Source organism: Pseudomonas sp. JAI115 (genome assembly GCF_014200835.1).
Classification (GTDB): Bacteria; Pseudomonadota; Gammaproteobacteria; order Pseudomonadales; family Pseudomonadaceae; genus Aquipseudomonas; species Aquipseudomonas putida_A.
This window is the reverse complement of record NZ_JACHCY010000004.1, coordinates 1-24,841: the sequence shown is the minus strand read 5'-3', so window position 1 is coordinate 24,841 and position 24,841 is coordinate 1. Positions and strand designations below refer to the sequence as shown.

The window sequence follows — 24,841 nt, the reverse complement described above, 5'->3', positions numbered from 1 at the left end:
ATGTATTTACCTGGACTCGGTGAGCCACTTTTGCGACAGCGCCGCCAACCGCCCATCCGCCTTGATCCGCTGCAATGCACCCGCAAGGCTCGCCTGAAACGCCGGATTACCCTTCTGAAACGGAATCGCCAACTCCACCGGCACCGCCGTCTTCGGCTTCTCCTCGGTCAGCGCCTGTACCAGCACCATCGGTCGAGGCTGCTCATCCTTCTTCGCCAGCAGCTGCGAATCGACCTTGCCGTAAGGCTCGCTGACGTCGAAACGATCCTTGAGTTCAGGTGTCAGTGCTATGTGGTTGAGCGCGACGTCGTACTTGCCGCTTTCAACGCCCTGGAGCAGGTCGGCTTCGTCGGTGACGATGAAGTCGGCGCGCACATCCAGCTCGTTGGCCAGCAGTTGCCCAAGCTCGACCTCGAACCCCGTGAGTGTGTCGCCATCCTTGAAATTGAAGGGCGGTGTATTAGCCTCAAGGGCAATGCGCAACTCGCCACGGTCGTTGACGTCATCAATCAGTTCGGCGTGAGCCAGAGGGCTCAGAAGGGGTAGCAGGCAGATCAGGCCAGGCAGAAAGCGCATGGTCACTCCTTTGAAATCATTATTGCGATGCTCTGAGTCAGGCTCGCTTTGCTATGGTTGTCGAGTGCCTTCGACAACGAATGGTCATGAAGTTGTCATGACCGCGCGGATTTTACGGAAAAACTGGAGAAGAGAATGAAAACGTTTATGTCACGAGCAGCCTTGGCTGGCCTGTTGATGGGTGTTTCAGTGCTGGCCAGTGCAGCGACCCCGGCACCCAAGGGCGCCGAAGTGTTCATCGTTTCTCCCGAAGACGGGGCCACGGTTTCTCAGGAGTTCAAGGTCAAGTTCGGGGTCAAGGACGTTGCGCTGGCACCCGCCGGTGACGTCACCAAGAACACCGGGCACCATCACCTGCTGATTGATGCCAAGGAAATCGTTCCGGCCGGTTCCGTCGTGCCGACCGACGCCAACCACATGCACTTCGGCAAGGCACAGACCGAGGCTACGATCAAACTGGCCCCGGGCAAGCACACCTTGCAACTGGAGCTGGGCGACAGCGGCCACATGGCGTTCGATCCGCCGATCGTGTCGAAAAAGATCACCGTCAACGTCGAATGACGTTTTCGCACGCATGAAAAAGGGAGCCCGAAGGCTCCCTTTTTTTGTCGCTCAGCGTCGGATCAGAACAACACGCGGCTACGGATGGTGCCGTTGACGTGTTGCAGTTTCTCTTGCGCCAGCTCCGAGTACTCGGCGTCGACGTCGATCACCACGTAACCGACTTTCTCGTTGGTCTGCAGGAACTGACCGGAGATGTTGATACCGTTTTCGGCGAAGACCTTGTTGATCTCGCTCATCACACCCGGGATGTTCTCGTGGATGTGCAGCAGGCGGTGCTTGCCAGGGTGAGCCGGCAGGGCCACTTCCGGGAAGTTCACCGACGAAACGGATGTGCCGTTGTCGCTGTACTTGACCAGTTTTTCCGCCACTTCCAGACCGATGTTGGCCTGTGCTTCGGCAGTCGAACCACCGATGTGCGGGGTCAGGATCACGTTGTCCAGGCCACGCAGCGGGCTTTCGAACTCTTCGTCGTTGGAGCGTGGCTCCACCGGGAATACGTCGATGGCCGCGCCGATCAGGTGCTTGTCCTTGATCGCGTCCGCCAGCGCGTCCAGCTCGACCACGGTGCCGCGCGCGGCGTTGATCAGGATGCCGCCCTTCTTGATGGCGCGGATTTCCTTCTCGCCGATCATCCACTGGGTCGCAGCGGTTTCCGGAACGTGCAGAGTGACGATGTCGGACATGCCCAGCAGCTCGTGCAGGTTGCCGACCTGAGTGGCGTTGCCCAGCGGCAGCTTGGTCACGGTGTCGTAGAAGAACACCTGCATCCCTAAGCCTTCCGCCAGAACCGACAGCTGAGTACCGATCGAGCCGTAGCCGACGATGCCGAGTTTCTTGCCACGGATCTCGAAGGAGTTGGCTGCGGACTTGATCCAGCCGCCACGGTGGCAGGAAGCGTTTTTCTCAGGGATGCCGCGCAGCAGCAGGATCGCTTCGGCCAGTACCAGTTCCGCGACGGAGCGGGTGTTGGAGTACGGCGCGTTGAACACGGCGATACCGCGCTCGCGGGCAGCACTCAGGTCAACCTGGTTGGTGCCGATGCAGAAACAGCCGACCGCGACCAGCTTCTTCGCGTGATCGAAGATCTCTTCGGTCAGTTGGGTGCGCGAACGAATGCCGATGAAGTGAGCGTCAGCGATCTTTTCCTTGAGCTCGGCTTCCGGCAAGGAGCCTGTCAGGTATTCGATGCTGGTGTAGCCCGCCGCCTTGAGGACGTCGACAGCCGATTGGTGGACGCCTTCGAGAAGAAGGAACTTGATCTTGCTCTTATCGAGAGAAGTCTTGCTCATCTGCGTAAACCTGTATCCCGGAGAAAAATGGCAGGAAATGGTCAACAGACATTGACCTGGACGACAAGAAAGCCGTCACCGCAGAACTGGCCTTGGGCACTGGCCTGCGGGGTCGATATGCTAGCATAGCCACCCTGCTAAACACTCATTCCTGCGACGTGAAGCGTCTTCAGGATGACCATGAATTGTTCGAGAGTTCTGTCGATGACCAATCCTGCCCTGATTGATGAACTGAAGACCCTGGTCGAGCCTGGCAAGGTCCTGACCGACGCCGACTCCCTGAACGCGTACGGCAAGGATTGGACCAAGCACTTCGCGCCCGCGCCAAGCGCCATCGTGTTTCCCAAGACCATCGAACAGGTGCAGGCCATTGTCCGTTGGGCCAACACCCATAAAGTGGCGCTGGTGCCGTCGGGCGGGCGCACCGGGCTGTCCGCCGCCGCCGTTGCCGCGAATGGCGAAGTGGTCGTCTCGTTCGACTACATGAACCAGATTCTCGACGTGAACCTCACTGACCGCACCGCCGTGTGTCAGCCGGGCGTGGTCACCGAGCACTTGCAGAACGTCGCCGAAGAAAACGGCCTGTACTACCCGGTGGACTTCGCGTCGGCCGGTTCCAGTCAGATTGGCGGCAATATCGGCACCAATGCCGGCGGGATCAAGGTGATTCGCTACGGCATGACCCGTAACTGGGTCGCCGGCCTGAAAGTGGTTACCGGCAAGGGCGATGTGCTGGAGCTGAACAAGGACCTGATCAAGAACGCTACCGGTTACGACTTGCGCCAGTTGTTCATCGGCGCCGAAGGCACCCTCGGCTTTGTGGTCGAAGCGACCATGCGTCTGGATCGCGCGCCGAAAAACCTCACCGCGATGGTCCTCGGCACCGCCGACTTCGACTCGATCATGCCGGTGCTGCACGCCTTCCAGGGCAAACTCGACCTGACCGCGTTCGAATTCTTCTCCGACAAGGCCCTGGCCAAAGTGCTGGGCCGTGGCGACGTACCGGCGCCGTTCGACACCGAGTGCCCGTTCTATGCGTTGCTGGAATTCGAAGCAACCAGCGAAGAAGTGGCCAACACCGCGCTGGAAACCTTCGAACACTGCGTCGAGCAGGGCTGGGTGCTGGACGGCGTGATGAGCCAGAGCGAAACCCAGCTGCAGAACCTGTGGAAGCTGCGCGAGTACATCTCCGAAACCATCTCGCACTGGACACCGTATAAGAACGACATTTCGGTCACCGTTTCTAAAGTGCCAGCGTTCTTGCAGGAAATCGACGCGATCGTTGGCGAATACTACCCGGACTTCGAAATCGTCTGGTTCGGCCACATCGGCGACGGCAACCTGCACTTGAATATTCTCAAGCCGGATAACCTGAGCAAGGACGAGTTCTTCGCCAAGTGCGCGACCGTCAACAAGTGGGTGTTCGAAACCGTCGAGAAATATAACGGCTCGATTTCCGCCGAACACGGCGTGGGCATGACCAAGCGCGACTACTTGACCTACAGCCGTTCTCCGGTCGAAATCGAGTACATGAAAGCGGTCAAAGCGGTGTTCGACCCCAACGGCATCATGAACCCGGGCAAGATCTTCGCGGTTTGATTGGCAATCCCCTGAATCAATGAAGGCAGGAGTCGGTAAATGAGCTATCAGCACCAGTACGTCGACGGCACGCGCATTCACTTCCCGATCGGGAAAGTGGTGTGCATTGGCCGTAATTATGCCGAACACGCCAAGGAACTGGACAACCCGGTGCCTACCGAGCCGTTGCTGTTCATCAAGCCAGGCAGTTGCGTGGTGCCACTGGAAGGCGGCTTCAGCATTCCGACCGAGCGCGGCTCGGTGCACTACGAAGCGGAAATCGCCGTGTTGATCGGCAAGCCGCTGTCGACCAAGCCGAGCCGCGAAGAAGTGCTCGACGCGATCTCCGGTTTCGCTCCGGCGCTGGACCTGACCCTGCGCGACAAACAGGCCGAGCTCAAGTCCAAGGGCCTGCCGTGGGAAATCGCCAAGTCGTTCGACGGCGCGGCGGTGATTGCCCCGTTCGTGGTCGGCAGCACTTTCCCTGACCTGACCGACATCGGCATTCGCCTGACCATCAACGGTGAAGTGCGTCAGGACGGCAACAGCAGCGCGATGCTCAACCCGATCGTGCCGATGATCCAGCACATGGCCGGCTGCTTCTCGCTGCAGGCCGGCGACGTGATCCTCACCGGCACGCCAGTGGGCGTCGGCCCGCTGAATGTCGGTGACGACATCGTGCTGGAACTGGTTGGCGCGAGCAGCTTCAGCAGCAGCGTTCGCTAACCGCGAAACCGTAACACCCTGTGGCAGCGAGCCTGTTGTGGTGAGGGGATTTATCCCCGATGGCCTGCGCAGCAGTCCCAGTTTTTGGGGCCGCTTCGCAGCCCATCGGGGATAAATCCCCTCACCACAGTGCTCGCTCCCACATTGCTTTGTGGTGTCCTGAAGAAGGTTGGCGGCACACGCCAATCCCGCCATTTGCCGTTTTTTTCACATCCTGTCCGGATAATTCCTCGCATTCTGGCGTCTGAGCCGGCCTCTTTGTGCTATTACCCTTAGCCTGAATTTTCGGAACGCGTCCCTGATGTCAGCTCACACTCAGCTCAATCCTCCTCGTCGCTCACGTTTCGCCCTGCGCTGGTATGTCTGGCTGTTGCTGGTGCTTGCCGCCGCGTATGGCCTGGCGTTTGCCATGCACTGGGACGACCGTGGCCTGCTGTGGCTGCGCGAGCGCTTCGAGAGCCAGACCGAGCAAAAGGCGAGTATCTGGCTGCCGGACTATCGGGCGGTGATCGACGGCAAACTGCTGCCGGGCATGGAAAAGGACGAGGCCTCGGACCTGTCCTACAACCCGCAGACCAAAACCCTGTTTTCGGTGATGGGCAAGAATCCGTTTCTGGTCGAACTGACCCTGCAGGGTGATGTGCTGCGCAAGATGCCGCTAGTGGGCTGGAGCAATCCGGAGGGCGTGACCGTGATGGAAAACGGCCTGATGGCGATCGTCGATGAGCGCGAACACCTGCTGACCATCGTCAAGGTCGATGCCAACACCCGCGAGCTGAATATCGCCGACTTCCCGAAATACGATCTCGGTCCGTCGAAAAACCAGAACAAGGCATTCGAAGCAATCACCTGGGATCCGCACAATCAACAGCTACTGCTGGGCGAAGAGCGTCCGCCGGCGCTGTTTACCTGGAAGAGCGACGGCAGCCAGATCCTCAAGGGCGACAAGCAGAAGCTGGCCAGCGATGAACTGGATATCCGCAACCTGTCGGCGCTGGCGATCGACCCGCGTACCGGCCACACCCTGGTGCTGTCTGCCGATTCGCATCTGTTGTTGGAGCTGGACGAGAAGGGCGAGCAGGTCAGCTTCATGACCCTGCTTGGCGGCTTCAATGGTTTGAAGGACACCATCCCCCGCGCCGAAGGCGTGACCATGGACGACGCCGGTACGCTGTACATGGTCAGCGAGCCGAACCTGTTCTATCGCTTCGAAAAGCACAAGTAAGCCCATCGCGGTCGGCTTGTGGTCGCAGGCAAGTGGCCATTAAGCTTCAGTTCAGACAGGCGTGATATTTCATCCGCCTGTTTTGATCCCGAGCCTGCCCGAATGCGTCGACTTGCCCGCCCCAAGCCCCTGTTTATCATCCTGTCGGTTGTTGTCCTGATCGTGTTGATCGCGATCGGCCAATACCTGCGCCTGTTCGAGCGCGCCTGGTTCAATCTGCATACCTTGTGGCAGCCGTTGAGCAGCGAGGCCATTGGTCTGGATCAATACCGGGTCGAGGTCGAGGCCAGGATCATCGACGGCCTGAACGACGATGTCTCGGCGCTGACCTACGATCCGGTGCGCAAAAGCCTGTTCACCGTGACCAACAAGAATGCCGAGCTGGTCGAGTTGTCGCTCGAAGGCAAAATCCTGCGGCGTATCGCGCTGATCGGCTTCGGCGATCCTGAAGCGGTGGAGTTCATCAGCGCCGACACCTATGTGATCACCGACGAGCGCCAGCAACGCCTGATCAAAGTCCATTTGGAGCGGGACACCACGTTCCTCGATGCGGCGGACGCTGAACAGATGACCTTGGGCGTGCACATGAGCGGTAACAAGGGCTTCGAAGGTCTGGCGTATGACTCGGTGGGCAAGCGCCTGTTCGTCGCCAAGGAGCGTGACCCGATGCTGATTTATGAGGTGCACGGTTTTCCGCACTTCAACCCGGAAAAATCCTACGCGGTACACGTGATCAACAACCCCAAGCGCGATGCCGGGATGTTCGTGCGCGATCTGTCGAGCCTGCAATACGACGAGCGCAGCGGCCATTTGCTGGCGCTGTCCGACGAGTCGGGGCTGATTCTGGAGCTGGATGTGGACGGGCGGCCGTTGAGTACCTTGTCGCTGAACAAGGGGCGCCAAGGCCTACAGAAAAGCGTGCCGCAGGCTGAAGGGATCGCGATGGACGACGACGGGACGCTGTATCTGGTGAGTGAGCCGAACCTGTTTTACGTCTTCAAAAAGCCAACCCAGCCCTGACCTACACCTCAAATCAATGTAGGAGTGAGCCTGCTCGCGATAGCGGTGTGTCAATCGACATCAATATCAACTGACAGACCGCAATCGCGAGCAGGCTCACTCCTACAGGGGTATTTCATCTACCCACACAATGTGGGTGACCGGGCTTACTCAGCCTTCAGGGTTTTCACACCTTCGCTGGTACCCAACAACAGCAGATCCGCCGGACGCGCCGCGAACAAGCCATTGGTGACCACGCCGACGATCGCGTTGATCTGCGCTTCCAGCTCCACCGGGTTGGTGATCTGCAGGTTGAACACGTCGAGGATGATGTTGCCGTTGTCGGTCAGCACGCCTTCGCGGTACACCGGGTCGCCGCCCAGTTTCACCAGTTGGCGGGCGACGTGGCTGCGGGCCATCGGGATCACTTCGACCGGCAGCGGGAATTCGCCCAGCACCGGCACCAGTTTGCTGGCGTCGGCGATGCAGATGAAGGTCTTGGCCACGGCCGCGACGATCTTCTCGCGGGTCAGGGCCGCGCCGCCGCCCTTGATCAGGTTCAAGTGCGCGTCGCTCTCGTCGGCGCCGTCGACGTAGAACTCCAGGTCGCTGACGGTGTTCAGTTCATACACCGGAATGCCGTGACCCTTGAGGCGCGCGGCAGTGGCTTCGGAGCTGGCAACCGCGCCATCGAACGCGCCCTTGTGCTGGGCCAGTGCGTCGATGAAGCAGTTGGCGGTGGAGCCGGTGCCGACCCCGACGATGCTCTTGTCGTCGAGTTTCGGAAGGATGAAGTCGACGGCGGCCTGAGCCACTGCCTGTTTGAGTTGATCCTGGGTCATGCGGGCTCCGGAAGCGGGCAAGGTGAGTGCGGAAAGGCCGGCATTATAGCCGCAAGCCGGGCTAAAACCTCCTGATTCGTGTGGTCGCACGGGCAAAAGCCGGGTTAGACTCGTCGGTCCCGCCCAATCGCCAGTGATGCTTTCCGATGCTCGAACAGTACGTCAAAAAGATCCTCACCTCGCGCGTTTATGACGTTGCCGTAGAAACCCCGCTGCAGAACGCTCGCCAGCTCTCCGAGCGGCTGGGCAATGACATCTGGCTCAAGCGTGAAGACTTGCAGCCGGTGTTCTCGTTCAAGATTCGCGGCGCGTACAACAAGTTGACCCAGCTGACTGACGAAGAACGCGCCCGTGGCGTGGTCACCGCGTCGGCGGGCAACCATGCGCAGGGTCTGGCGTTGGCGGCGAAAGTGCTGGGCGTGAAAGCGACCATCGTGATGCCCAAGACCACCCCGGAGATCAAGGTCGAAGGCGTGCGTTCGCGCGGCGGCAAAGTCGTGCTGCACGGCGATTCCTTCCCGGAAGCACTGGCCTACTCGCTGAAGCTGGTCGATGAAAAGGGCTACGTCTACATCCACCCGTACGACGATCCACACACCATTGCCGGGCAGGGCACCGTGGCGATGGAAATTCTGCGTCAGCACCCGCAACCGCTGGACGCGATTTTCGTGCCGGTCGGCGGCGGCGGTCTGATTGCCGGTATTGCGGCGTACGTGAAATACCTGCGTCCGGACATCAAGGTCATCGGCGTCGAGCCGGACGACTCCAACTGCCTGCAAGCGGCCATGGCCGCCGGCGAGCGCGTGGTGCTGCCGACCGTGGGCATCTTCGCCGACGGCGTGGCCGTGGCGCAGATCGGCCAGCACACCTTCGACATCTGCAAGGATTACGTCGACGAAGTGATCACCGTCAGCACCGACGAGATCTGCGCGGCCATCAAGGATATTTACGACGATACCCGCTCGATCACCGAACCTGCCGGCGCCTTGGGCGTGGCCGGGATCAAGAAGTACGTCGAGTTGCGCGGCGTCAGTGGCCAGACCTTTGTCGCCATCGACTCCGGGGCCAACGTCAACTTCGACCGCCTGCGCCACGTCGCCGAACGCGCCGAGCTGGGCGAGGGCCGCGAAGCGATCATCGCCGTGACCATTCCGGAGCAGGCCGGCAGCTTCAAGGCGTTCTGCGAAGCGATCGGCAAGCGCCAGATCACCGAATTCAACTACCGCTACAACACCGGCAGCGAAGCGCACATCTTCGTCGGCGTGCAGACTCACCCGGAAAACGACCCACGCAGCGCACTGCTGGCGAGCCTGACCGAGCAGGGCTTCCCGGTACTCGACCTGACCGACAACGAACTGGCCAAGTTGCACATCCGCCACATGGTCGGCGGCCACGCGGCGCACGTGATCGACGAAGTGGTGTTCCGCTTTGAATTCCCGGAACGTCCAGGCGCGCTGTTCAACTTTCTCAACAAGCTCGGCGGGCGCTGGAACATCTCGATGTTCCATTACCGCAACCATGGCGCGGCAGACGGCCGGGTGGTCGCCGGCCTGCAAGTACCGCATGACGAACGTCATCTGGTGCCGGCGGCACTTGAAGAAATCGGCTACCCGTACTGGGATGAAAGCGAGAACCCGGCCTATCAGCTGTTTCTTGGCTGAGCGGCTACGCTGATGGGCAGGCCCTGAGGAAATCGAACAATGGAAACGTTAACTGCCCTGAAAGCCGCGCACATGGTCGCCACCGTGGTGTTGCTGGCCAGTGCGCTGGGTTTGGGAGTCTGGGTTTTTCTGGCGCACCGCAAAGGTGATGCAACGGCGGGCAGCCGCACCTTGCAACGGCCACGGGTGTTCATCTGGCTGTTGATGGGCCTGGCGTTGCTGAGCATGCCGTTTACCGGCTGGGGCATGGTGCATCTGGTGGGGTGGCCGCTGGGGCAGACCTGGCTGCTGGCTTCCAGCGTGCTGTACACCGTGGTGGCGCTGGCGTGGTTCTGGTTGCTGGTGCGGTTGAATCGCTTGCGCAAGGCGCCGGGCGGCGTTGGCAGGTTCACTTTTGCCTTGGCGTTGTTCAGTGTTGTCTGCTTTATCGCCATTGCCGGGTTGATGGGCGCCAAGCCTGTTTAAGGCTTGAGACCGCGTCGAGCCCATTCGGGAGCAAGCCCCCTCCCACATTGGATTTGTGTTGTGAACACCATCCCCTGTGGGAGCGAGCCTGCTCGCGAAGGCGTAATCAGCCGCGCAACGAAATCACCGGCCAGCCCCGCTTCTCGGCCTCGGCGCGCAGATTCGGATCTGGATCCACCGCCACCGGGTTCGCCACCTGCTCCAGCAGCGGCAGGTCATTCATCGAGTCGCTGTAGAAATAGCTGTCATCCAGCGAATGCCCGGTTTCCTCCAGCCAGCGATTCAGGCGCGTCACCTTGCCTTCGCGGAAGCACGGAATGTCGGTGCTGCGCCCGGTGTAGCGGCCATCGACCATCTCGCACTCGGTGGCGATCAGGGTTTCGACGCCCAGGCGCACCGCAATCGGCGCGGTGACGAAGCGGTTGGTGGCGGTGATGATCACCAGTTTGTCGCCGGCGTCGCGGTGCTGTTTGAGCAGTTCCAGCGCCTTGGGCAGCACGATCGGCTCGATGCAGTCGCGCATGTAATCGTTGTGCCACTGTTCAAGCACGGCCATTTCGGTGCGGCCGAGGATTTCCAGGCAGAAGTTCAGGTACGCGGCGTTATCCAGTTGGCCGGCCAGGTAATCCTGGTAGAACTCGTCGTTGCGCTGCTTGTATGCAACCGGGTCGAGGAAGCCGCGTTCGCACAGATAGTCGCCCCAGGCGTGATCGCTGTCGCCGCCCAGAAGGGTGTTGTCCAAATCGAATAGAGCCAGGCGCATTGCAGTTACCCGCTGAAAAGTCAGTAAAAAGGCGACAAGAATACGGTCTTTTCACAAGAGTGCACATAAGGTAGGAACCTTCGTTGCCGCCTTATCAAGCTTTGTGGAACAATGCGGCGACATGCGTTTGCGAGGTTGTTGCCGTGATCGACCCCGATGGTTTCCGCCCCAATGTCGGGATCATTCTGACGAATGACGCCGGCCAGGTGCTATGGGCTCGCCGTATCAATCAAGATGCCTGGCAGTTTCCACAAGGGGGAATCAACCCCGAGGAGACGCCGGAAGACGCCTTGTACCGCGAGCTGAACGAAGAAGTTGGCCTGGAACGTGAAGATGTTGAAATACTGGCCTGTACCCGGGGCTGGTTGCGCTATCGTTTGCCGCAACGTCTGGTGCGTACCCACAGCCAACCGCTGTGCATCGGCCAGAAGCAGAAATGGTTTCTCCTGCGCCTGATCTCCAACGAGCAGCGGGTGCGGATGGATTTGACCGGTAAACCGGAGTTCGATGGCTGGCGCTGGGTCAGTTATTGGTATCCGTTGGGCCAGGTGGTGACATTCAAGCGCGAGGTGTATCGACGCGCCCTCAAAGAGCTTGCCCCGCGCCTTTTAGCGCGCGACTGACGACGGAGTTCGACCCCGAGCCATGCTCAATACGCTGCGCAAGATCGTCCAGGAAGTTAACTCCGCCAAGGATCTCAAGGCGGCGTTGGGGATTATTGTGTTGCGCGTCAAAGAGGCCATGGGCAGCCAGGTCTGCTCGGTCTACCTGCTTGATCCCGAGACCAACCGCTTCGTCCTGATGGCCACCGAGGGCTTGAACAAGCGCTCGATCGGCAAAGTCAGCATGGCACCCAACGAAGGTCTGGTGGGTCTGGTCGGCACGCGTGAAGAACCCCTGAACCTCGAAAACGCCGCGGATCACCCGCGCTACCGCTACTTCGCCGAAACCGGCGAGGAGCGCTACGCCTCTTTCCTCGGGGCGCCGATCATTCACCACCGTCGAGTCGTCGGCGTGTTGGTCATCCAGCAGAAAGAACGCCGCCAGTTCGATGAAGGTGAAGAAGCCTTCCTCGTGACCATGAGCGCGCAGCTCGCCGGCGTTATCGCCCACGCCGAGGCCACCGGCTCGATCCGTGGTCTGGGCAGACAGGGCAAGGGCATTCAGGAAGCCAAGTTCGTCGGCGTACCGGGTTCGCCGGGTGCGGCGGTCGGTACTGCGGTGGTCATGCTGCCGCCGGCGGATCTGGACGTGGTGCCAGATAAAACCATCACCGACATCGACGCCGAGCTGGCGCTGTTCAAGACCGCCATCGAAGGCGTGCGCGCCGACATGCGCGCGTTGTCCGCCAAGCTCGCGACCCAGCTGCGCCCGGAAGAGCGTGCGCTGTTCGACGTCTACCTGATGATGCTTGACGATGCCTCGCTGGGCAGCGAAATCACCACCGTGATCAAGACCGGCCAGTGGGCCCAGGGCGCACTGCGTCAGGTGGTCACTGAGCACGTCAACCGTTTCGAGCTGATGGACGACGCCTATCTGCGCGAGCGTGCGTCGGACGTCAAAGACCTCGGCCGCCGCCTCCTGGCCTACCTGCAGGAAGAGCGTCAGCAGAATCTGGTCTACCCGGAAAAAACCATTCTGGTCAGCGAAGAGCTGACGCCGGCCATGCTCGGCGAGGTGCCGGAAGGCACGCTGGTCGGTCTGGTGTCGGTCCTCGGTTCGGGTAACTCCCACGTCGCGATTCTGGCCCGGGCCATGGGCATCCCGACGGTGATGGGCCTGGTTGACCTGCCTTACGCCAAGGTCGACGGCATCGAGGTGATCGTCGATGGCACCCGTGGCGAGGTCTACACCAACCCCAGCGATGTGCTGCGCAAGCAGTTCGCCGAGGTGGTCGAAGAAGAGAAACAACTGGCGCTGGGCCTCGACACCCTGCGTGATCTGCCGTGCGTGACCCTCGATGGCCATCGCATGCCGTTGTGGGTCAACACCGGCCTGCTGGCGGACGTGGCGCGGGCGCAGAAGCGCGGCGCCGAGGGTGTCGGCCTGTACCGCACCGAAGTGCCGTTCATGATCAACCAGCGTTTCCCGAGCGAAAAGGAACAACTGGCGATCTACCGCGAGCAACTCGCCGCGTTCCACCCGCAACCGGTAACCATGCGCAGCCTGGACATCGGCGGTGACAAGTCGCTGTCGTACTTCCCGATCAAGGAAGACAACCCGTTCCTCGGCTGGCGCGGGATTCGCGTGACCCTCGACCACCCGGAAATCTTCCTGGTGCAGACCCGCGCGATGCTCAAGGCCAGCGAAGGCCTGAACAACCTGCGGATCCTGCTGCCGATGATCTCCGGCACCCACGAACTCGAAGAAGCCCTGCACTTGATCCACCGGGCCTGGGGCGAAGTGCGTGACGAAGGCACCGACGTGCCGATGCCGCCAATCGGGGTGATGATTGAAATTCCGGCTGCGGTGTACCAGACCAAGGAGCTGGCGCGGCAGGTGGACTTCCTGTCGGTCGGCTCCAACGACCTCACCCAGTACCTGCTGGCGGTGGATCGCAACAACCCGCGAGTGGCCGACCTCTACGACTACCTGCACCCGGCGGTGCTGCAAGCCCTGCAGACCGTGGTGCGCGATGCGCATGCCGAAGGCAAACCGGTGAGCATCTGCGGCGAAATGGCCGGTGATCCGGCAGCGGCGGTGCTGTTGATGGCGATGGGCTTCGACAGCCTGTCGATGAACGCCACCAACTTGCCGAAAGTGAAGTGGATGCTGCGCCAGATCAACCTGAGCAAGGCCAAGGATCTGCTGGCGGAGCTGATGAAGATCGATAACCCGCAAGTGATCCACAGCTCGCTGCAACTGGCGCTGAAGAATCTCGGGTTGTCGAAGATGAATCCGCCGGCGGTCAACAAGGCCCTCTGAAAGGCTGATGGCCCCTTCGCGAGCAAGCCCGCTCCCACAGGGATTTGTGTCGATCACAGAACCAATGTGGGAGCGGGCTTGCTCGCGAAGGCGTCAGTCCCGCTACCGCTACCGCTAAACCTGAACCTCCACCTCACCCAAATGCCCGCCATACGGCCCGAAACTGCGCTCGACCATCCGCCGCGTTCCATCCGCTTGCACGATCAACGCCGTACTCGCCCGCGTGCCATAACTCTGGCTGGCAATGAACACACTCGACAGCAGTGATTCAGTGGCCAGCCCGACCCCGGTGTCCGGCAATTCGTTAAACGGCGCGGCCTGAGCATCGCCCAGCAGTTCCAGCAACCGCGCAGGCTGCGGATCATCCAGCACCGCACTCAGTGCAGCCTTGGCCTTGAGCAACTTCGGCCACGGCGTATCCAGCCCGGCATTTGACAGCCCGTAAACCCCGGGTTGGAGCATCACCGGCTCAGACGTCCGCGCATTGAAGTGCCACAGCTCGTGGGCATTGCCCAGCAGCAGGTTGAACCCGGCGTACTCCGGCGCGCGACCGGCCACATCGCGCAAATAATCATCAATCGAAGCATCACCCGTGAGAAACCGCGCCACCAGCTCTCCCCGCGACTTGCGCGCCGGCGGCTGGTGCGGATCGCGGATATTGGTCAGCGCGGCAAAGCGCCCGTTGGCGCCGATCCCCAGCCAGGTGCCGCCCGCCTCAAGATCGCGCCCGGCATGTACGTGCGGCGCGTCGGTCCATGGCGCCAGCGGCAGGCTCGGGCGGGCGTAGAACTCGTCACGGTTGGCCGCGACGATCAGCGGCTGGGCATGGCCCGGGCGCCAGGCGAAAACGATCAGGCACATAAGGTGGTCCTTGTGTGTTTTCTGCTCACTCTACGCAGTCGGCGTCCGTGCATCCATCGTCAGTGGAGCCAAAGGGCATGCATCCGTTACCATGCCGCTCCGGTTTTGGGGATGCGTCTGGGAGACGGTCATGGAATTTCTGCTCTATCTGGCGTTGGGCGCCTGTGCGGGCGTGCTGGCCGGGCTGTTCGGGGTGGGCGGCGGGATCATTATTGTCCCGGTGCTGGTGTTCAGTTTTACCTTGCAGGGATTCGATCAGTCGATCCTCACGCACCTGGCGGTAGGGACATCGCTGGCGACGATCATTTTCACTTCGGTCAATGCCGTGCGTGAACACCATCGACGTGGTGCGGTGCGCTGGCCGATCTTCATGTGGATGACCGTGGGCATTCTGCTCGGCGCCGGTTTTGGGGCGCTGACGGCCGAGGCGATTTCCGGGCCGAACCTGCAGAAGATCATCGGCGTGTTCGCTTTGGTGATTGCCGTGCAACTGGCGCTGGAGGTCAAGCCCAAGGCCAGTCGAACGGTGCCGGGTAAACTCGGTCTGACCGTGGCCGGCAGTGTGATCGGCTGGGCCTCGGCGATTTTCGGAATCGGCGGCGGCTCGCTGACCGTGCCGTTCCTGACCTGGCGCAGCGTGCCGATGCAGCAGGCGGTGGCCACGTCGTCGGCCTGTGGCTTGCCGATTGCTGTGGCGAGTGCATCAAGTTTCATGATTCTTGGCTGGCATGATCCGCTGTTGCCACCGCATAGTCTCGGTTTTGTCTATTTGCCGGCGCTGCTGGGCATTGCCCTGACCAGCATGGTGTTCGCCCGTCTCGGCGCGCGCCTGGCACACAGATTGTCGCCGCGCTTGCTGAAACGGCTGTTCGCCGCTTTGCTGTTCTGCGTGGGCCTGAATTTCCTGCTCTGACCCACTGGGTCAGAGCAGGCCGCAATCCTGGCTTAATCCTGAGGTGGCAGCGTCGCCCGGGAATTTTGGTTTCACTCTAACGAGGAGTCGCAATGCTGCCTTACCCGCAGATCGACCCGGTGGCCCTGGCCATCGGTCCGCTGAAAATCCACTGGTACGGCCTGATGTACCTCGTCGGCATCGGCGGCGCATGGCTGCTGGCGTCGAGCCGGCTCAACCGTTTCGACCCGACCTGGACCAAGGAGAAGCTCTCCGATCTGGTGTTCTGGCTGTCGATGGGCGTAATCGTCGGCGGACGTCTGGGTTACGTGCTGTTCTATGACCTGAGCGCTTATCTGGCCAACCCGACGCTGATTTTCGAAGTGTGGAAGGGCGGCATGTCGTTCCACGGCGGATTCATCGGGGTGATGCTCGCCGCGCTGTGGTTCGGCAAGCGTAACGGCAAGACCTTCTTCCAGCTGATGGACTTCGTTGCGCCGATGGTGCCGATCGGTCTGGGCGCCGGGCGTATCGGCAACTTCATCAACGCCGAGCTGTGGGGCAAGCCGACCGACGTGCCGTGGGCGATGATCTTCCCGCCGTTCAGCGATCCGGCGCAGTTGCCGCGTCACCCGTCGCAGCTGTATCAGTTCGCGCTCGAAGGCGTGGCGCTGTTCCTGATCCTGTGGTTGTTCTCGCGCAAGCCGCGTCCGACCATGGCCGTATCGGGCATGTTCGCGCTGTTCTATGGCATCTTCCGTTTCATCGTCGAGTTCGTCCGCGTACCGGACGCGCAACTGGGCTACCTGGCCTGGAACTGGCTGACCATGGGTCAGGTGCTGTGCGTACCGATGATCGTCGGCGGACTGTTCCTGATCTGGCTGGCCTATCGTCGTGCGCCGGCAGCGCCGCTCGCGCCGACCGCTTAAACTACGAACCCCGGCGCGCGACGCCGGGGCTCAAAGGACACAGGTAACTCATGAAGCAATATCTCGAACTGGTCTCGCACGTCATCCAGAACGGCACCAAACAGGCCAACCGCACCGGCATCAACACCATCAGCTTTCCGGGTGCGATGCTGCGTTTCGATCTGCAGGAAGGCTTTCCGGCGATCACCACCCGCAAGATGGCCTTCAAGTCGGCCATCGGCGAGATGTGCGGTTTTCTGCGTGGCGTGAACAACGCTGCTGAATTCCGTGCGCTGGGCTGCAAGGTCTGGGACCAGAACGCCAACGAAAATGCGCAATGGCTGGCCAACCCGTTCCGTCAGGGCGAAGACGACCTCGGCGAAATCTACGGCGTGCAATGGCGCAAATGGCCGGCGTACAAGCAGATCCCGCTGAGCAACACCGCCGCCATCGAACAAACCCTGAGCAACGGCTACAAGCAGATCGCCCAGGGCGAAGAAGATGGTCAAGCCTACGTGGTGCTGTACAAAGCCATCGATCAGGTGCGCCAGTGCGTCGACACGATCATCAACGATCCAGGCAGCCGCCGCATACTGTTCCACGGCTGGAACGTCGCCCAGCTGGATGAAATGGCCCTGCCGCCGTGCCATCTGCTGTACCAGTTCCACCCGAACGTCGAGACCAGAGAGATCTCCCTGACCCTGTACATCCGCTCCAACGACCTGGGTCTTTTATCGGACGTAGGAAAAAGCGCACAGTACGCACTCCTAGCCTAAAAAATTTGTCTTTCGTGCTACTTCATCTTGACCTTGACAAGCTGCACATTCTGCATAGGATGGGCGGCCTTCAAAAAGGGGTAGTCGGTGAAGGTTGTAGTCGAAGAGAAGCAGTTGCTCGACCTAGGTGGGTCGATGCTCAACGAAGATGGGCCCACAGTGGCAAACCGGGTGTCTGTGACGGCGGTGGGGCTGTTCGATTCAGAAGAGAGGCTTGTACCCCTTGTAAGCGAGTACCTGACCTTCGCAGTTCGCAGCGCCAACCTAGCGGCCCTGTCAGCCGAGACATATGGGCGTAACATTGGTTACTTGCTCGAACACCTGAAAGGCACGCCAACTTTCAAAAGCTCGTCTTATGACGAAATCCTTCTTTCCGTAACTAAACACGGCATCCAACGGTACTTTACCCACCTGCGTGAAGTGGATGGTTTGACCTCAACTACCATCCGTAACAGGGATGCTTGTTATATGGCCCTGTTCAATGACTTCCTGTGCGTTGGCGGAAAGCACAAAGGCCCAGCACGTGAGGACAATCCTTATGCTGGTGGTTTTCTTTCCCCTGCTCCAAAGAAGGATTTGGTTTATCCCTGTTCATTGCAGGAACTCAAAGCGCTTATTGAGTCTGCGAGCAGCGAGAGGGAGCGATGCCTGATCCAAGCTATTTTTGATGTGGGTTTGCGCCGAAGTGAAGTTGGCAGGGTTACCTTGGGCGCTGTGAATAAAGCTTTGGGGTTTGCTCAAGCTAACTTTGTTCCGGATGATGACCTTGATTGGGTGCATCCTGATTACTGCCCTCTTTACATTGACGGCAGTAAAGGACGTGGGAATGAGCTCAAGCCACGATACTCAATCGTGAGTCGAGCTGTGCTCGAACGTATCAAGCGTTATCACGCATCTCCCTTATATAAGAAGCACGCTCGCCGTTATGAGACTGCTGATGTAACGCCGTGCTTCTTCAATTCGGAGGGACAGCCCTTTAATCCAGATGCGGTTAGCAAACTGCTTGAGCGGCTCTCTAAGCGCGCTGTCAGGAGTAAGCGGGTTGAACGCATGATTTCGCCCCATAAGCTTCGTCATGGTCACGCATATGCGATTTTGACTAGCCCTGACTTCGGCGATGACTATCTCAACAAACTCCTGATGGCCCAGAAGTCACTCGGCCACTCAGATACATCCACGACAGGAACTTATACCAAGTTGCCACAGGAAATCTTCCACCTGGTTTGCCCGAACACTGGAGAGGTTGCGACCAAAGCAAAAAGCATGGCGGATCTTGCTGCTCAGACGACGCTGAAAATCAGGTTGGGAGATAAGAAATGAATGTTTCAGAACGTGCAGTCGAGAGTGGCAAGATTTTCAGGTGGCTGAAGGAGCTGGAAGAAAATCCACTCCAATACTACCAAGTCGAGCTCAGCGATAACTCCAGTGGTACTTATGCTCCGCTGATGCTCAGCGAGTCGTACGTTGCAGGCAAGGATCTCGACCCATCAATCAAGATGTTTGAGCTTGCAGAGCAAAAGCTCATCCTGAATATGCTTATTGATGGCGTTATACATCAGGGAGAAACTGCTGCAGGTTGTAATTGGCGTTTGAAGCTTTTGGGCTGGTATAAGTCGCTATCTCAGGAAGAGAAGCTCGCGCTCCCGATTTTTGGCAACAAACTAAAGCTCTCCAAATCAGTAGTGCCGGCTTTTGTAAAGGAAGCGATTAAATCCGGCTATAGCCGATACGAAAGCGTTCGTCTTGCCTACGATGACATCAATGCCGATCTTCAGTCTCTTGGAGCCGCTTCTGCGAGCTATATGACCGTCAAGGAGCGGATTGAATCCAAGGGGGAGTTTGTGCCGCAGGAGAATGCTCTTGTGGATTTCAAACGACTACAGATGCTTGATTTTGCTGCCCTGGACGGTCTCGAAAAATCATCTGAAGGTAGGCCATTCAACGACTTGAAACATGCGTTTGCGACCGCTTCGCTAGGTACTACCAGCGACTCTGGAGCGAGCAATTATCATGAGGGGTTCAAATGGTTCACGAGGCTCCTTACTGGGCAAGGCTTCAGTGGCATGGAGCCGCTGTCTGAGGTTCTCGATCCGTTCAGCCTCCCGTTGTTCCGTTCGTATCTCGAGCGCCATATTGTTGAGGGCACCCTTTCTCCGATTACCGCGACTACCTTGGTGAGTGCCGTCCGTAGCACCCTGACGACCATCAAAAACATCAAGGGCTACACAGGATCAGATTTCATCAACTGTCAGGGGTTTGATGCTGACCGTGTCACTGATGCGTACCGTCCCTACTCGAGTGCTGAGCGTGATCGAATCTCTGCGAGCGTGAACGAGGATATCGAGCACTACAACACCCTTGCACAGCCTTACCAGAGGAGCGGCATTGGTAAGGATCCTCTCAACGAGAAAGGGAGCATCAAACCAGGCTTCAAAACCCTCGATAATGCACGTTGGATTTTTGAGAACAAACTGGGATGTTCTCACGTTGGTCACGATCAAAAGGACAGCGAGGATCTATACATCAGGGCTTTTCTCAGCATCGTACGCCGTTCAGATACTGGGCTGCGGGAAATTGTAGAGGGTTGGGGCGTTCACTATCTTGTCGACGTCCAAGTGATTACGCCTTATGCGATCAAGCTGGCCCAAGTCACCGGACTGAACGCTGACTCACTCGAGCTGCTTGATGTGGATGACTATGAGCCTAAGCATCCGCTCACTGGGCGTCCGTGCCTTCGGTACTGGAAAGAGCGTTCTGACGGTGAGAAGTTGATGCATCTTGATATCTTTGAGGCTGACATTACCTGGCTCACCACGTCTCAATCTTATGCTGTTGCTCAGATTTTTGAGGACATCAAGGCACTGACAGCCTCGTTTCGTGACTCTGCTCCCCCAGTCATGCGCGATAAGCTATTCATGTGGCAATCCAGTGCTCGGAAAAGCTTCATGGAAATCAAGTCCTTCGCCACTGGGAAGGACGGCGCACTAGGGGTTGCCTTTGCTGCTTACGGTAAGCGTAAAGGCTTCGTGGACAGCAATGGCCAGCCCTTGAACCTCACTCCTGCCAGGTTGCGCCCCAGCTTCATCAGCGAGCTTGTGGAGCGTGACGTCCCCGTCCGTGAGATTCAGTTGATTTTGGGCCACAAGCATATTGAAACCACACTGGCCTACCTGGATCGTATGGACTTCAACTACATCGCACGCTCCAAGCTGGATGTGGCTCTCAGGGAGCTTCATGAGTCAGCAGCCGAGTTGGCTGATAGCCTCTCGAACAGCGAGGCTGAAACCAACCTCATTGATGTCGTTAAGCTCGATGGGCCACAGGTTGTTTTCAAAACTCCTCTAGCGAGCTGCCGTAACATTTTCAACCCACCGGAGTTCATCAAGAAGCTGAGCTCCTACGTGCCCGGCAGCCCTTGTGCGTTGTACAACATGTGCCTGGGATGCGAGAACGTTTTGCTCACTGCGTCGAACCTGCCAGAGCTGTTCGCGATGGAGCGGGACTACCTCACGCTCAAGGAGGTTTCTCGCATCATGGATACGCCGTATGGACGCGTAGTACGCGAAAACTTGGCGTTGCTGGCTGGCATTCTGCACTCAAAATCTGATTTCACGCCTGAAGAGTTGACCGAGGGCCGTCGTCTTTCGGAGTTCGTCGATACGACTGTGCTGGTGGATGGGGTGGCGATGTGATGATGGAGCAGATTGATTTTTCTACCCTGTTAACGTTCTCGAAGTTTCGCTCGAGCCTTTCACTGCTGCAGGGCCAGGCTTCCGCTCTTGAAGCAGGAAGCGAACAGCAGGAGGCTTTGGCTTTCCTGTCCTACCTCAGTACCTTGCAGGTATCTCAGAGCTCTGCATTCGTCGACTGGGTTTGGGACTTCAATAAGGATTACCCAAATGCCTCGCGCTACATTCGTGGGGCTAAACTTCGCATCGATTTCACGAAGTATTCCAACATTCCAGAGCTGGCGATTCTCGAGCTCAAAGCTGCATTCATGATCATCCTCAAGGCCCTGAGCGGGATTCCAGCGGATGGGAAATCCACCAGAGTCAGCAAGAAACCGCTTAAGCCCAATTCGCTGATCAGTGACTATGAAAACGGGCTTCGGTTTTTGGATAAGGTTTATGCCGTCGCGGCTATTGAGCTGGGAAAGGAACACGTGGATCGTGAGCTGATCTCAATTCAATGCTTGCCTGCGCATTTCTATGCAGCAGCTGCCGAAGATTACGACTACGTATACGACGAATACACTGAGAAGCTGTTCAAGCACCTCAAGTCTGGCTACCTGCAAGCGAACGTGTTCGGTGCGAGCCTGCCATTCGTCGACTTTTCCAAGCTGAAATGGAAAGTCCTGGGTGGTAAAAATCGGCCTGTAAAGGATGCTGAGAAAAAGTCGCAAATTTTACCAAATAGCGTCTTCGAAATTTCTTCCCAGATGGCCTCGCTGTCGATTGTCGATTTTTTGGATGCGATGGGAGAAGAGGTTATCGATGTTGCTAGCCTCAAGCGTCGTAACGCTAAGGAATACTTTCCTTCGCAACAGAGTGGGTTGAATCCGCTCAAATTCAACTTGTATGTGTACAAGCGGCTTTCTAACAAGGGTTTCTCTTTTGATGAGGTCGCTAAAGTTCTGGGCAGCGATGTCATGAACTCTAGCAGGCTGTTCTCTGTAATAGCGCCCTGGGCTGTTAAGCAATATGCGAAAGACACCGGGTCGGCTCTCGATGATCAATTCAGGCTTTACCTGAACTTTGTTAACTACTCATGTCTCTACATTATTGGTCAATATACCGGGATGCGTCCTTCAGAATATGCAGAGCTGCTCGCAAGCTCGAGCCTCCGACCTGATGGCCGCTACTGGGTTTTGGCGAGTAATGTGAGCAAACATCAAGACAACCTTGTTGAGTTGTTTGATGATTTCTGGCTCGCGATTCCCATTGTTCGCGATGCTGTTCGGGTGTGCCAGCTCATCAGCAAATACAAGAATAACGACTATATCTTTTCGAACGTTGATACCGTTGCTTTTGGAGAGCAAGGGAAACCATTTGCTGCCGGTTCAACCAAAGCCACGCTGGAGAAATTTTTCGAGCGTGTCTTGCCGCCCGAGACGTTTGAGAATTTGGACTTTCACGCCTACATGATGCGTCATACCTTGGCCTACCAACTGCATCGTGCCGACTTGGGGCTGCCGTTTATCTCTCACCAGCTAAAGCACTTTGGTGAGATTGTGGGTGTGGGACATTCTGATCGTGGGTTTAGCAAGACCACCCTGCTGTACGGCGAAATCGCCGACAGGATTTCCAAGGGTGCTGGTGCCCGGAAGGCGGAAGGGAGGTCGCTTCGTCAGGAAGCGGAGCTTGAGAGCATTCATCAGCGGTTCGACCCTGACGGTAGCTATGCAGGTGTGAACGCCGAGGCCCACAAGGAGAGTCTCAGGAAGGTTTTCCGGGGTTACATGGCCTCTGGGCATACCAAGGAGGACATTTTCGAGGCCATGCTCGACCAGCACATTGCGGTTATCAACGTGGGCTCTGGCTTCTGTTACGGTGGAGGTGTTGATGAGTTTGACAGTTCGCTGCCATGCATTGGAGGGCTGCGCTGCAACCCCAACCGTTGCCAGAATGCCATCGTCAGCAAAGCCAACGCTCCGGCTTGGCGAGACGTGTATTTCCAAAACAAGGCGATGCTTGGTAACCCGGCGTACGCACACAGCCATGCGCAGAACAAAGCGGCGATGGAGGAAGCTTACGGCGTCCTTCAGCTGTTGGAAGAGGAGCTCTGAAATGAGTGATCCACGTGCATTCGATCAGAAGAACAAGGAAGATTTTGATCAGTACACAGAGTTGTTGACTCGGGCACTCTTTGATATCGGTGCGAACGAATCTCTGAAGGCAACTGTTGCCGAACTTAGCCGCATTACCGGTATGCATCGAAATACCATCCGGCAACGTGTTTGGCCTTTAGAGCGCCTTGAGACTATCAAGGAAAATCGCCGTATCGAAGTTTTGCGTAAGCAGGTTTCTAATAAGAAGCCAGTTGATCCTATGGTGGTTTTGACTGAGAAGTTAGAGTCAGCTCGGATTGAAGTGCTTCATTGGTTTACTGAGGCTAAATTAGCGGATGACGTTGCTCAGACCAACGAAAATAAGTATCAAAGTATGGTAAGTTCGAGAGATACCTATATGAGTCTTTTGGCGGATGCCAATAAACGACTGTTGGAGTCTCAGAAAGAAATTGATAAACTTAAGCAAGTTATCAGCATCCTGGAAGCTGCCCAGGTGGAGAAAAGTTCATGAAAAGCTATCTGGATCTACTAGGTGATGTTCTCGAAAATGGTGCTCAGAAAGGTGATCGTACTGGTACGGGCACAATAAGTGTATTTGGCAGGCAGTTCCGTCATGACCTGTCAAAAGGCTTTCCTTTGCTCACAACAAAAAAGTTGCACTTCAAAAGCATAGTTAATGAGCTCATTTGGTTTCTTGGCGGTGATACCAACGTTAAGTGGCTTAATGAGAATGGCGTCAAGATTTGGAACGAGTGGGCTACCGAAGACGGTGACCTCGGGCCTGTGTACGGTAAGCAGTGGACTGCCTGGCCAACCAAGGATGGCGGCACAATCAACCAGATTGACTACGTCGTTAACGCGCTGAAGACCAATCCCAACAGCCGGCGAATCCTGTTCCATGGTTGGAACGTAGAGTATCTGCCGGACGAGAAGGTGAGCCCTCAGGAAAATGCCCGTCAAGGCAAGATGGCGCTGCCTCCGTGTCACCTGCTGTACCAGTTCTACGTTGTGGACAACAAGCTGTCGGCGCACCTCTTCATCAGGTCGTCCGACACCTTCTTGGGGCTCCCATACAACACGGCATCCCTGGCGTGCCTGACTCACATGCTCGCCCAGCAATGTGATCTCGACGTGGGTGAGATCGTGATCTCGCTCAGCGATGTCCACATCTACTCCAACCACATGGAGCAGGTAAAGACTCAAATCGCTCGTGAGCCACGTCAGTTGCCTGAGCTGAAGCTGCTTCGTAAGCCTGCTTCCATCTACGACTACAAGTTCGAAGATTTCGAGGTTGTGGGCTACGATCCGCATCCGCATATCGCGGCGCCTGTATCGATTTGATCCTCAGCGGCATCAAGTGACAAGACCGGTCTCAGGGCCGGTTTTTTCTTTTCTGTGGATGAGGAAATGTGGTACGACATAATGTTTTCTGGGGGCTGATGATCCTGGGCTTTCAGTTAGGGCGTGCCCCTGCGGGTAGCGGCTGTCGTGTACCAAGCCCTGGCTCCGCGAGGTCTCGGCCCTTCGGGCTTCCTTCCTCACGCCTTTGGCCCTGAGGGCCGGCGCGCTCCGCTTGCTTGGCGGGGGCATCTCCAGTCGACTGCTTGCTGTGAGTCAGCGGTGCTCGATACCAGCGGCTGTTCAGATGCCATCGTTTCGAGCAGGGAGGCTAAGGGTGATAGCTTACCGGAGTGTCTTAGCTACCACCCGAGTCACTGGAGCCTCACATGATCAACCTCCATCGCTTAATCTCCAGGCTGTTTCCCGACCGCCGTCCCGATTGGGAGCAGAAGCGTGAGCGCGAGTTCATCCAGGCGGCCAACTCCTTGAAGACCCTCAAGGTGACACCAGAGGGCGGCATGTCCATCGACCCCGAAGAGCTCCGCGAACAGATCGTCGCTTCACGTGGTAAGCGTCTGCCCAACTCACGTTGCGTAAGTCAGACAGATACCCACTGATGCGGCAGCAGTTGGTCGATCTCACTCGCCCGTTGCGTCGGCAAC

Annotated in this window: 22 protein-coding genes and 1 pseudogene; 18 read left to right on the top strand and 5 right to left on the bottom strand. The window is 58.0% G+C overall.

The window, feature by feature from the left end; translation table 11 throughout:
* Positions 1-6 precede the first annotated feature (6 nt).
* The gene (locus HDC30_RS10910) at positions 7-576 is read right to left on the bottom strand and encodes a transporter substrate-binding domain-containing protein (protein WP_096797592.1); all 570 of its coding nucleotides are present in this window, start codon (positions 574-576) and stop codon (positions 7-9) included.
* A 135-nt stretch (positions 577-711) separates the two neighbouring features.
* Between HDC30_RS10910 and HDC30_RS10905 the strand changes: the two genes are divergently transcribed.
* Positions 712-1,137: a DUF4399 domain-containing protein gene (locus HDC30_RS10905; protein ID WP_027610528.1), complete on the top strand. Its 426-nt coding sequence runs from the start codon at positions 712-714 to the stop codon at positions 1,135-1,137.
* Between the two features lie 62 nt (positions 1,138-1,199).
* On the opposite strand, the gene serA is transcribed toward HDC30_RS10905, so the two are convergent.
* Entirely contained in the window at positions 1,200-2,429 is a 1,230-nt protein-coding gene (gene serA / locus HDC30_RS10900) for a phosphoglycerate dehydrogenase (RefSeq protein ID WP_003229219.1), read from the bottom strand.
* Between the two features lie 204 nt (positions 2,430-2,633).
* Between serA and HDC30_RS10895 the strand changes: the two genes are divergently transcribed.
* The 4 genes from HDC30_RS10895 to HDC30_RS10880 all read left to right on the top strand — a co-directional run bounded on the left by HDC30_RS10895 (position 2,634) and on the right by HDC30_RS10880 (position 6,978).
* Positions 2,634-4,028: an FAD-binding oxidoreductase gene (locus HDC30_RS10895; protein ID WP_183782925.1), complete on the top strand. Its 1,395-nt coding sequence runs from the start codon at positions 2,634-2,636 to the stop codon at positions 4,026-4,028.
* Between the two features lie 39 nt (positions 4,029-4,067).
* Positions 4,068-4,733: a fumarylacetoacetate hydrolase family protein gene (locus tag HDC30_RS10890; protein WP_027610530.1), complete on the top strand. Its 666-nt coding sequence runs from the start codon at positions 4,068-4,070 to the stop codon at positions 4,731-4,733.
* Positions 4,734-5,034: 301 nt separating this feature from the next.
* On the top strand, positions 5,035-5,958 hold the full coding sequence (locus HDC30_RS10885) for an SdiA-regulated domain-containing protein (protein ID WP_123585774.1): 924 nt from the start codon (positions 5,035-5,037) through the stop codon (positions 5,956-5,958).
* A gap of 102 nt (positions 5,959-6,060) precedes the next feature.
* Positions 6,061-6,978 (top strand): SdiA-regulated domain-containing protein, encoded by a 918-nt coding sequence (locus tag HDC30_RS10880; RefSeq protein ID WP_183782923.1) that lies wholly within the window; start codon positions 6,061-6,063, stop codon positions 6,976-6,978.
* Positions 6,979-7,124: 146 nt separating this feature from the next.
* On the opposite strand, the gene rpiA is transcribed toward HDC30_RS10880, so the two are convergent.
* Positions 7,125-7,799, bottom strand: a complete 675-nt coding sequence (gene rpiA / locus HDC30_RS10875; protein WP_007913886.1) for a ribose-5-phosphate isomerase RpiA — start codon at positions 7,797-7,799, stop codon at positions 7,125-7,127.
* A gap of 146 nt (positions 7,800-7,945) precedes the next feature.
* On the opposite strand from rpiA, the gene ilvA reads away from it, so the two are divergent.
* Together ilvA and HDC30_RS10865 are read left to right on the top strand one after the other, a co-directional pair.
* Positions 7,946-9,460: a threonine ammonia-lyase, biosynthetic gene (gene ilvA, locus HDC30_RS10870; RefSeq protein ID WP_027610533.1), complete on the top strand. Its 1,515-nt coding sequence runs from the start codon at positions 7,946-7,948 to the stop codon at positions 9,458-9,460.
* Between the two features lie 39 nt (positions 9,461-9,499).
* Positions 9,500-9,925, top strand: coding sequence for a DUF2269 domain-containing protein (locus HDC30_RS10865; protein ID WP_183782921.1), 426 nt, complete (start codon positions 9,500-9,502; stop codon positions 9,923-9,925).
* A 106-nt stretch (positions 9,926-10,031) separates the two neighbouring features.
* On the opposite strand, the gene HDC30_RS10860 is transcribed toward HDC30_RS10865, so the two are convergent.
* Positions 10,032-10,688, bottom strand: a complete 657-nt coding sequence (locus tag HDC30_RS10860; protein ID WP_027610535.1) for an HAD family phosphatase — start codon at positions 10,686-10,688, stop codon at positions 10,032-10,034.
* Positions 10,689-10,831: 143 nt separating this feature from the next.
* Here HDC30_RS10860 and HDC30_RS10855 point away from each other — a divergent pair, with 143 nt between their 5' ends.
* Positions 10,832-11,311: an RNA pyrophosphohydrolase gene (locus HDC30_RS10855; RefSeq protein WP_003229203.1), complete on the top strand. Its 480-nt coding sequence runs from the start codon at positions 10,832-10,834 to the stop codon at positions 11,309-11,311.
* 22 nt (positions 11,312-11,333) lie between these two features.
* Positions 11,334-13,613, top strand: a complete 2,280-nt coding sequence (gene ptsP / locus HDC30_RS10850) for a phosphoenolpyruvate--protein phosphotransferase (protein WP_047596633.1) — start codon at positions 11,334-11,336, stop codon at positions 13,611-13,613.
* Between the two features lie 114 nt (positions 13,614-13,727).
* Here ptsP and HDC30_RS10845 read toward each other — a convergent pair whose 3' ends face one another.
* Positions 13,728-14,474, bottom strand: a complete 747-nt coding sequence (locus tag HDC30_RS10845) for an NRDE family protein (protein ID WP_097088919.1) — start codon at positions 14,472-14,474, stop codon at positions 13,728-13,730.
* A gap of 130 nt (positions 14,475-14,604) precedes the next feature.
* Here HDC30_RS10845 and HDC30_RS10840 point away from each other — a divergent pair, with 130 nt between their 5' ends.
* The 9 genes and pseudogenes from HDC30_RS10840 to HDC30_RS10800 all read left to right on the top strand — a co-directional run bounded on the left by HDC30_RS10840 (position 14,605) and on the right by HDC30_RS10800 (position 24,796).
* Complete coding sequence (locus HDC30_RS10840; protein ID WP_123585768.1) at positions 14,605-15,387, top strand: sulfite exporter TauE/SafE family protein; 783 nt, start codon at positions 14,605-14,607, stop codon at positions 15,385-15,387.
* A 92-nt stretch (positions 15,388-15,479) separates the two neighbouring features.
* The gene (lgt, locus tag HDC30_RS10835) at positions 15,480-16,295 is read left to right on the top strand and encodes a prolipoprotein diacylglyceryl transferase (protein WP_095668081.1); all 816 of its coding nucleotides are present in this window, start codon (positions 15,480-15,482) and stop codon (positions 16,293-16,295) included.
* 50 nt (positions 16,296-16,345) lie between these two features.
* Positions 16,346-17,047, top strand: a pseudogene (locus tag HDC30_RS10830) (thymidylate synthase); the annotation flags it as partial.
* Positions 17,048-17,137: 90 nt separating this feature from the next.
* The gene (locus HDC30_RS10825) at positions 17,138-18,370 is read left to right on the top strand and encodes a tyrosine-type recombinase/integrase (RefSeq protein WP_311660422.1); all 1,233 of its coding nucleotides are present in this window, start codon (positions 17,138-17,140) and stop codon (positions 18,368-18,370) included.
* Entirely contained in the window at positions 18,367-20,742 is a 2,376-nt protein-coding gene (locus HDC30_RS10820; protein ID WP_183782917.1) for a tyrosine-type recombinase/integrase, read from the top strand. Before HDC30_RS10825 ends, HDC30_RS10820 begins: the two co-directional genes overlap by 4 nt.
* Positions 20,742-22,835, top strand: coding sequence for a site-specific integrase (locus HDC30_RS10815; RefSeq protein ID WP_183782915.1), 2,094 nt, complete (start codon positions 20,742-20,744; stop codon positions 22,833-22,835). The genes HDC30_RS10820 and HDC30_RS10815 overlap by 1 nt, the downstream gene beginning before the upstream one ends.
* 1 nt (position 22,836) lies before the next feature.
* On the top strand, positions 22,837-23,349 hold the full coding sequence (locus tag HDC30_RS10810) for a hypothetical protein (protein ID WP_183782913.1): 513 nt from the start codon (positions 22,837-22,839) through the stop codon (positions 23,347-23,349).
* Positions 23,346-24,179, top strand: a complete 834-nt coding sequence (locus HDC30_RS10805; protein ID WP_183782911.1) for a thymidylate synthase — start codon at positions 23,346-23,348, stop codon at positions 24,177-24,179. Before HDC30_RS10810 ends, HDC30_RS10805 begins: the two co-directional genes overlap by 4 nt.
* A 386-nt stretch (positions 24,180-24,565) precedes the next feature.
* The gene (locus HDC30_RS10800) at positions 24,566-24,796 is read left to right on the top strand and encodes a hypothetical protein (protein ID WP_183782909.1); all 231 of its coding nucleotides are present in this window, start codon (positions 24,566-24,568) and stop codon (positions 24,794-24,796) included.
* Positions 24,797-24,841: the final 45 nt, after the last annotated feature.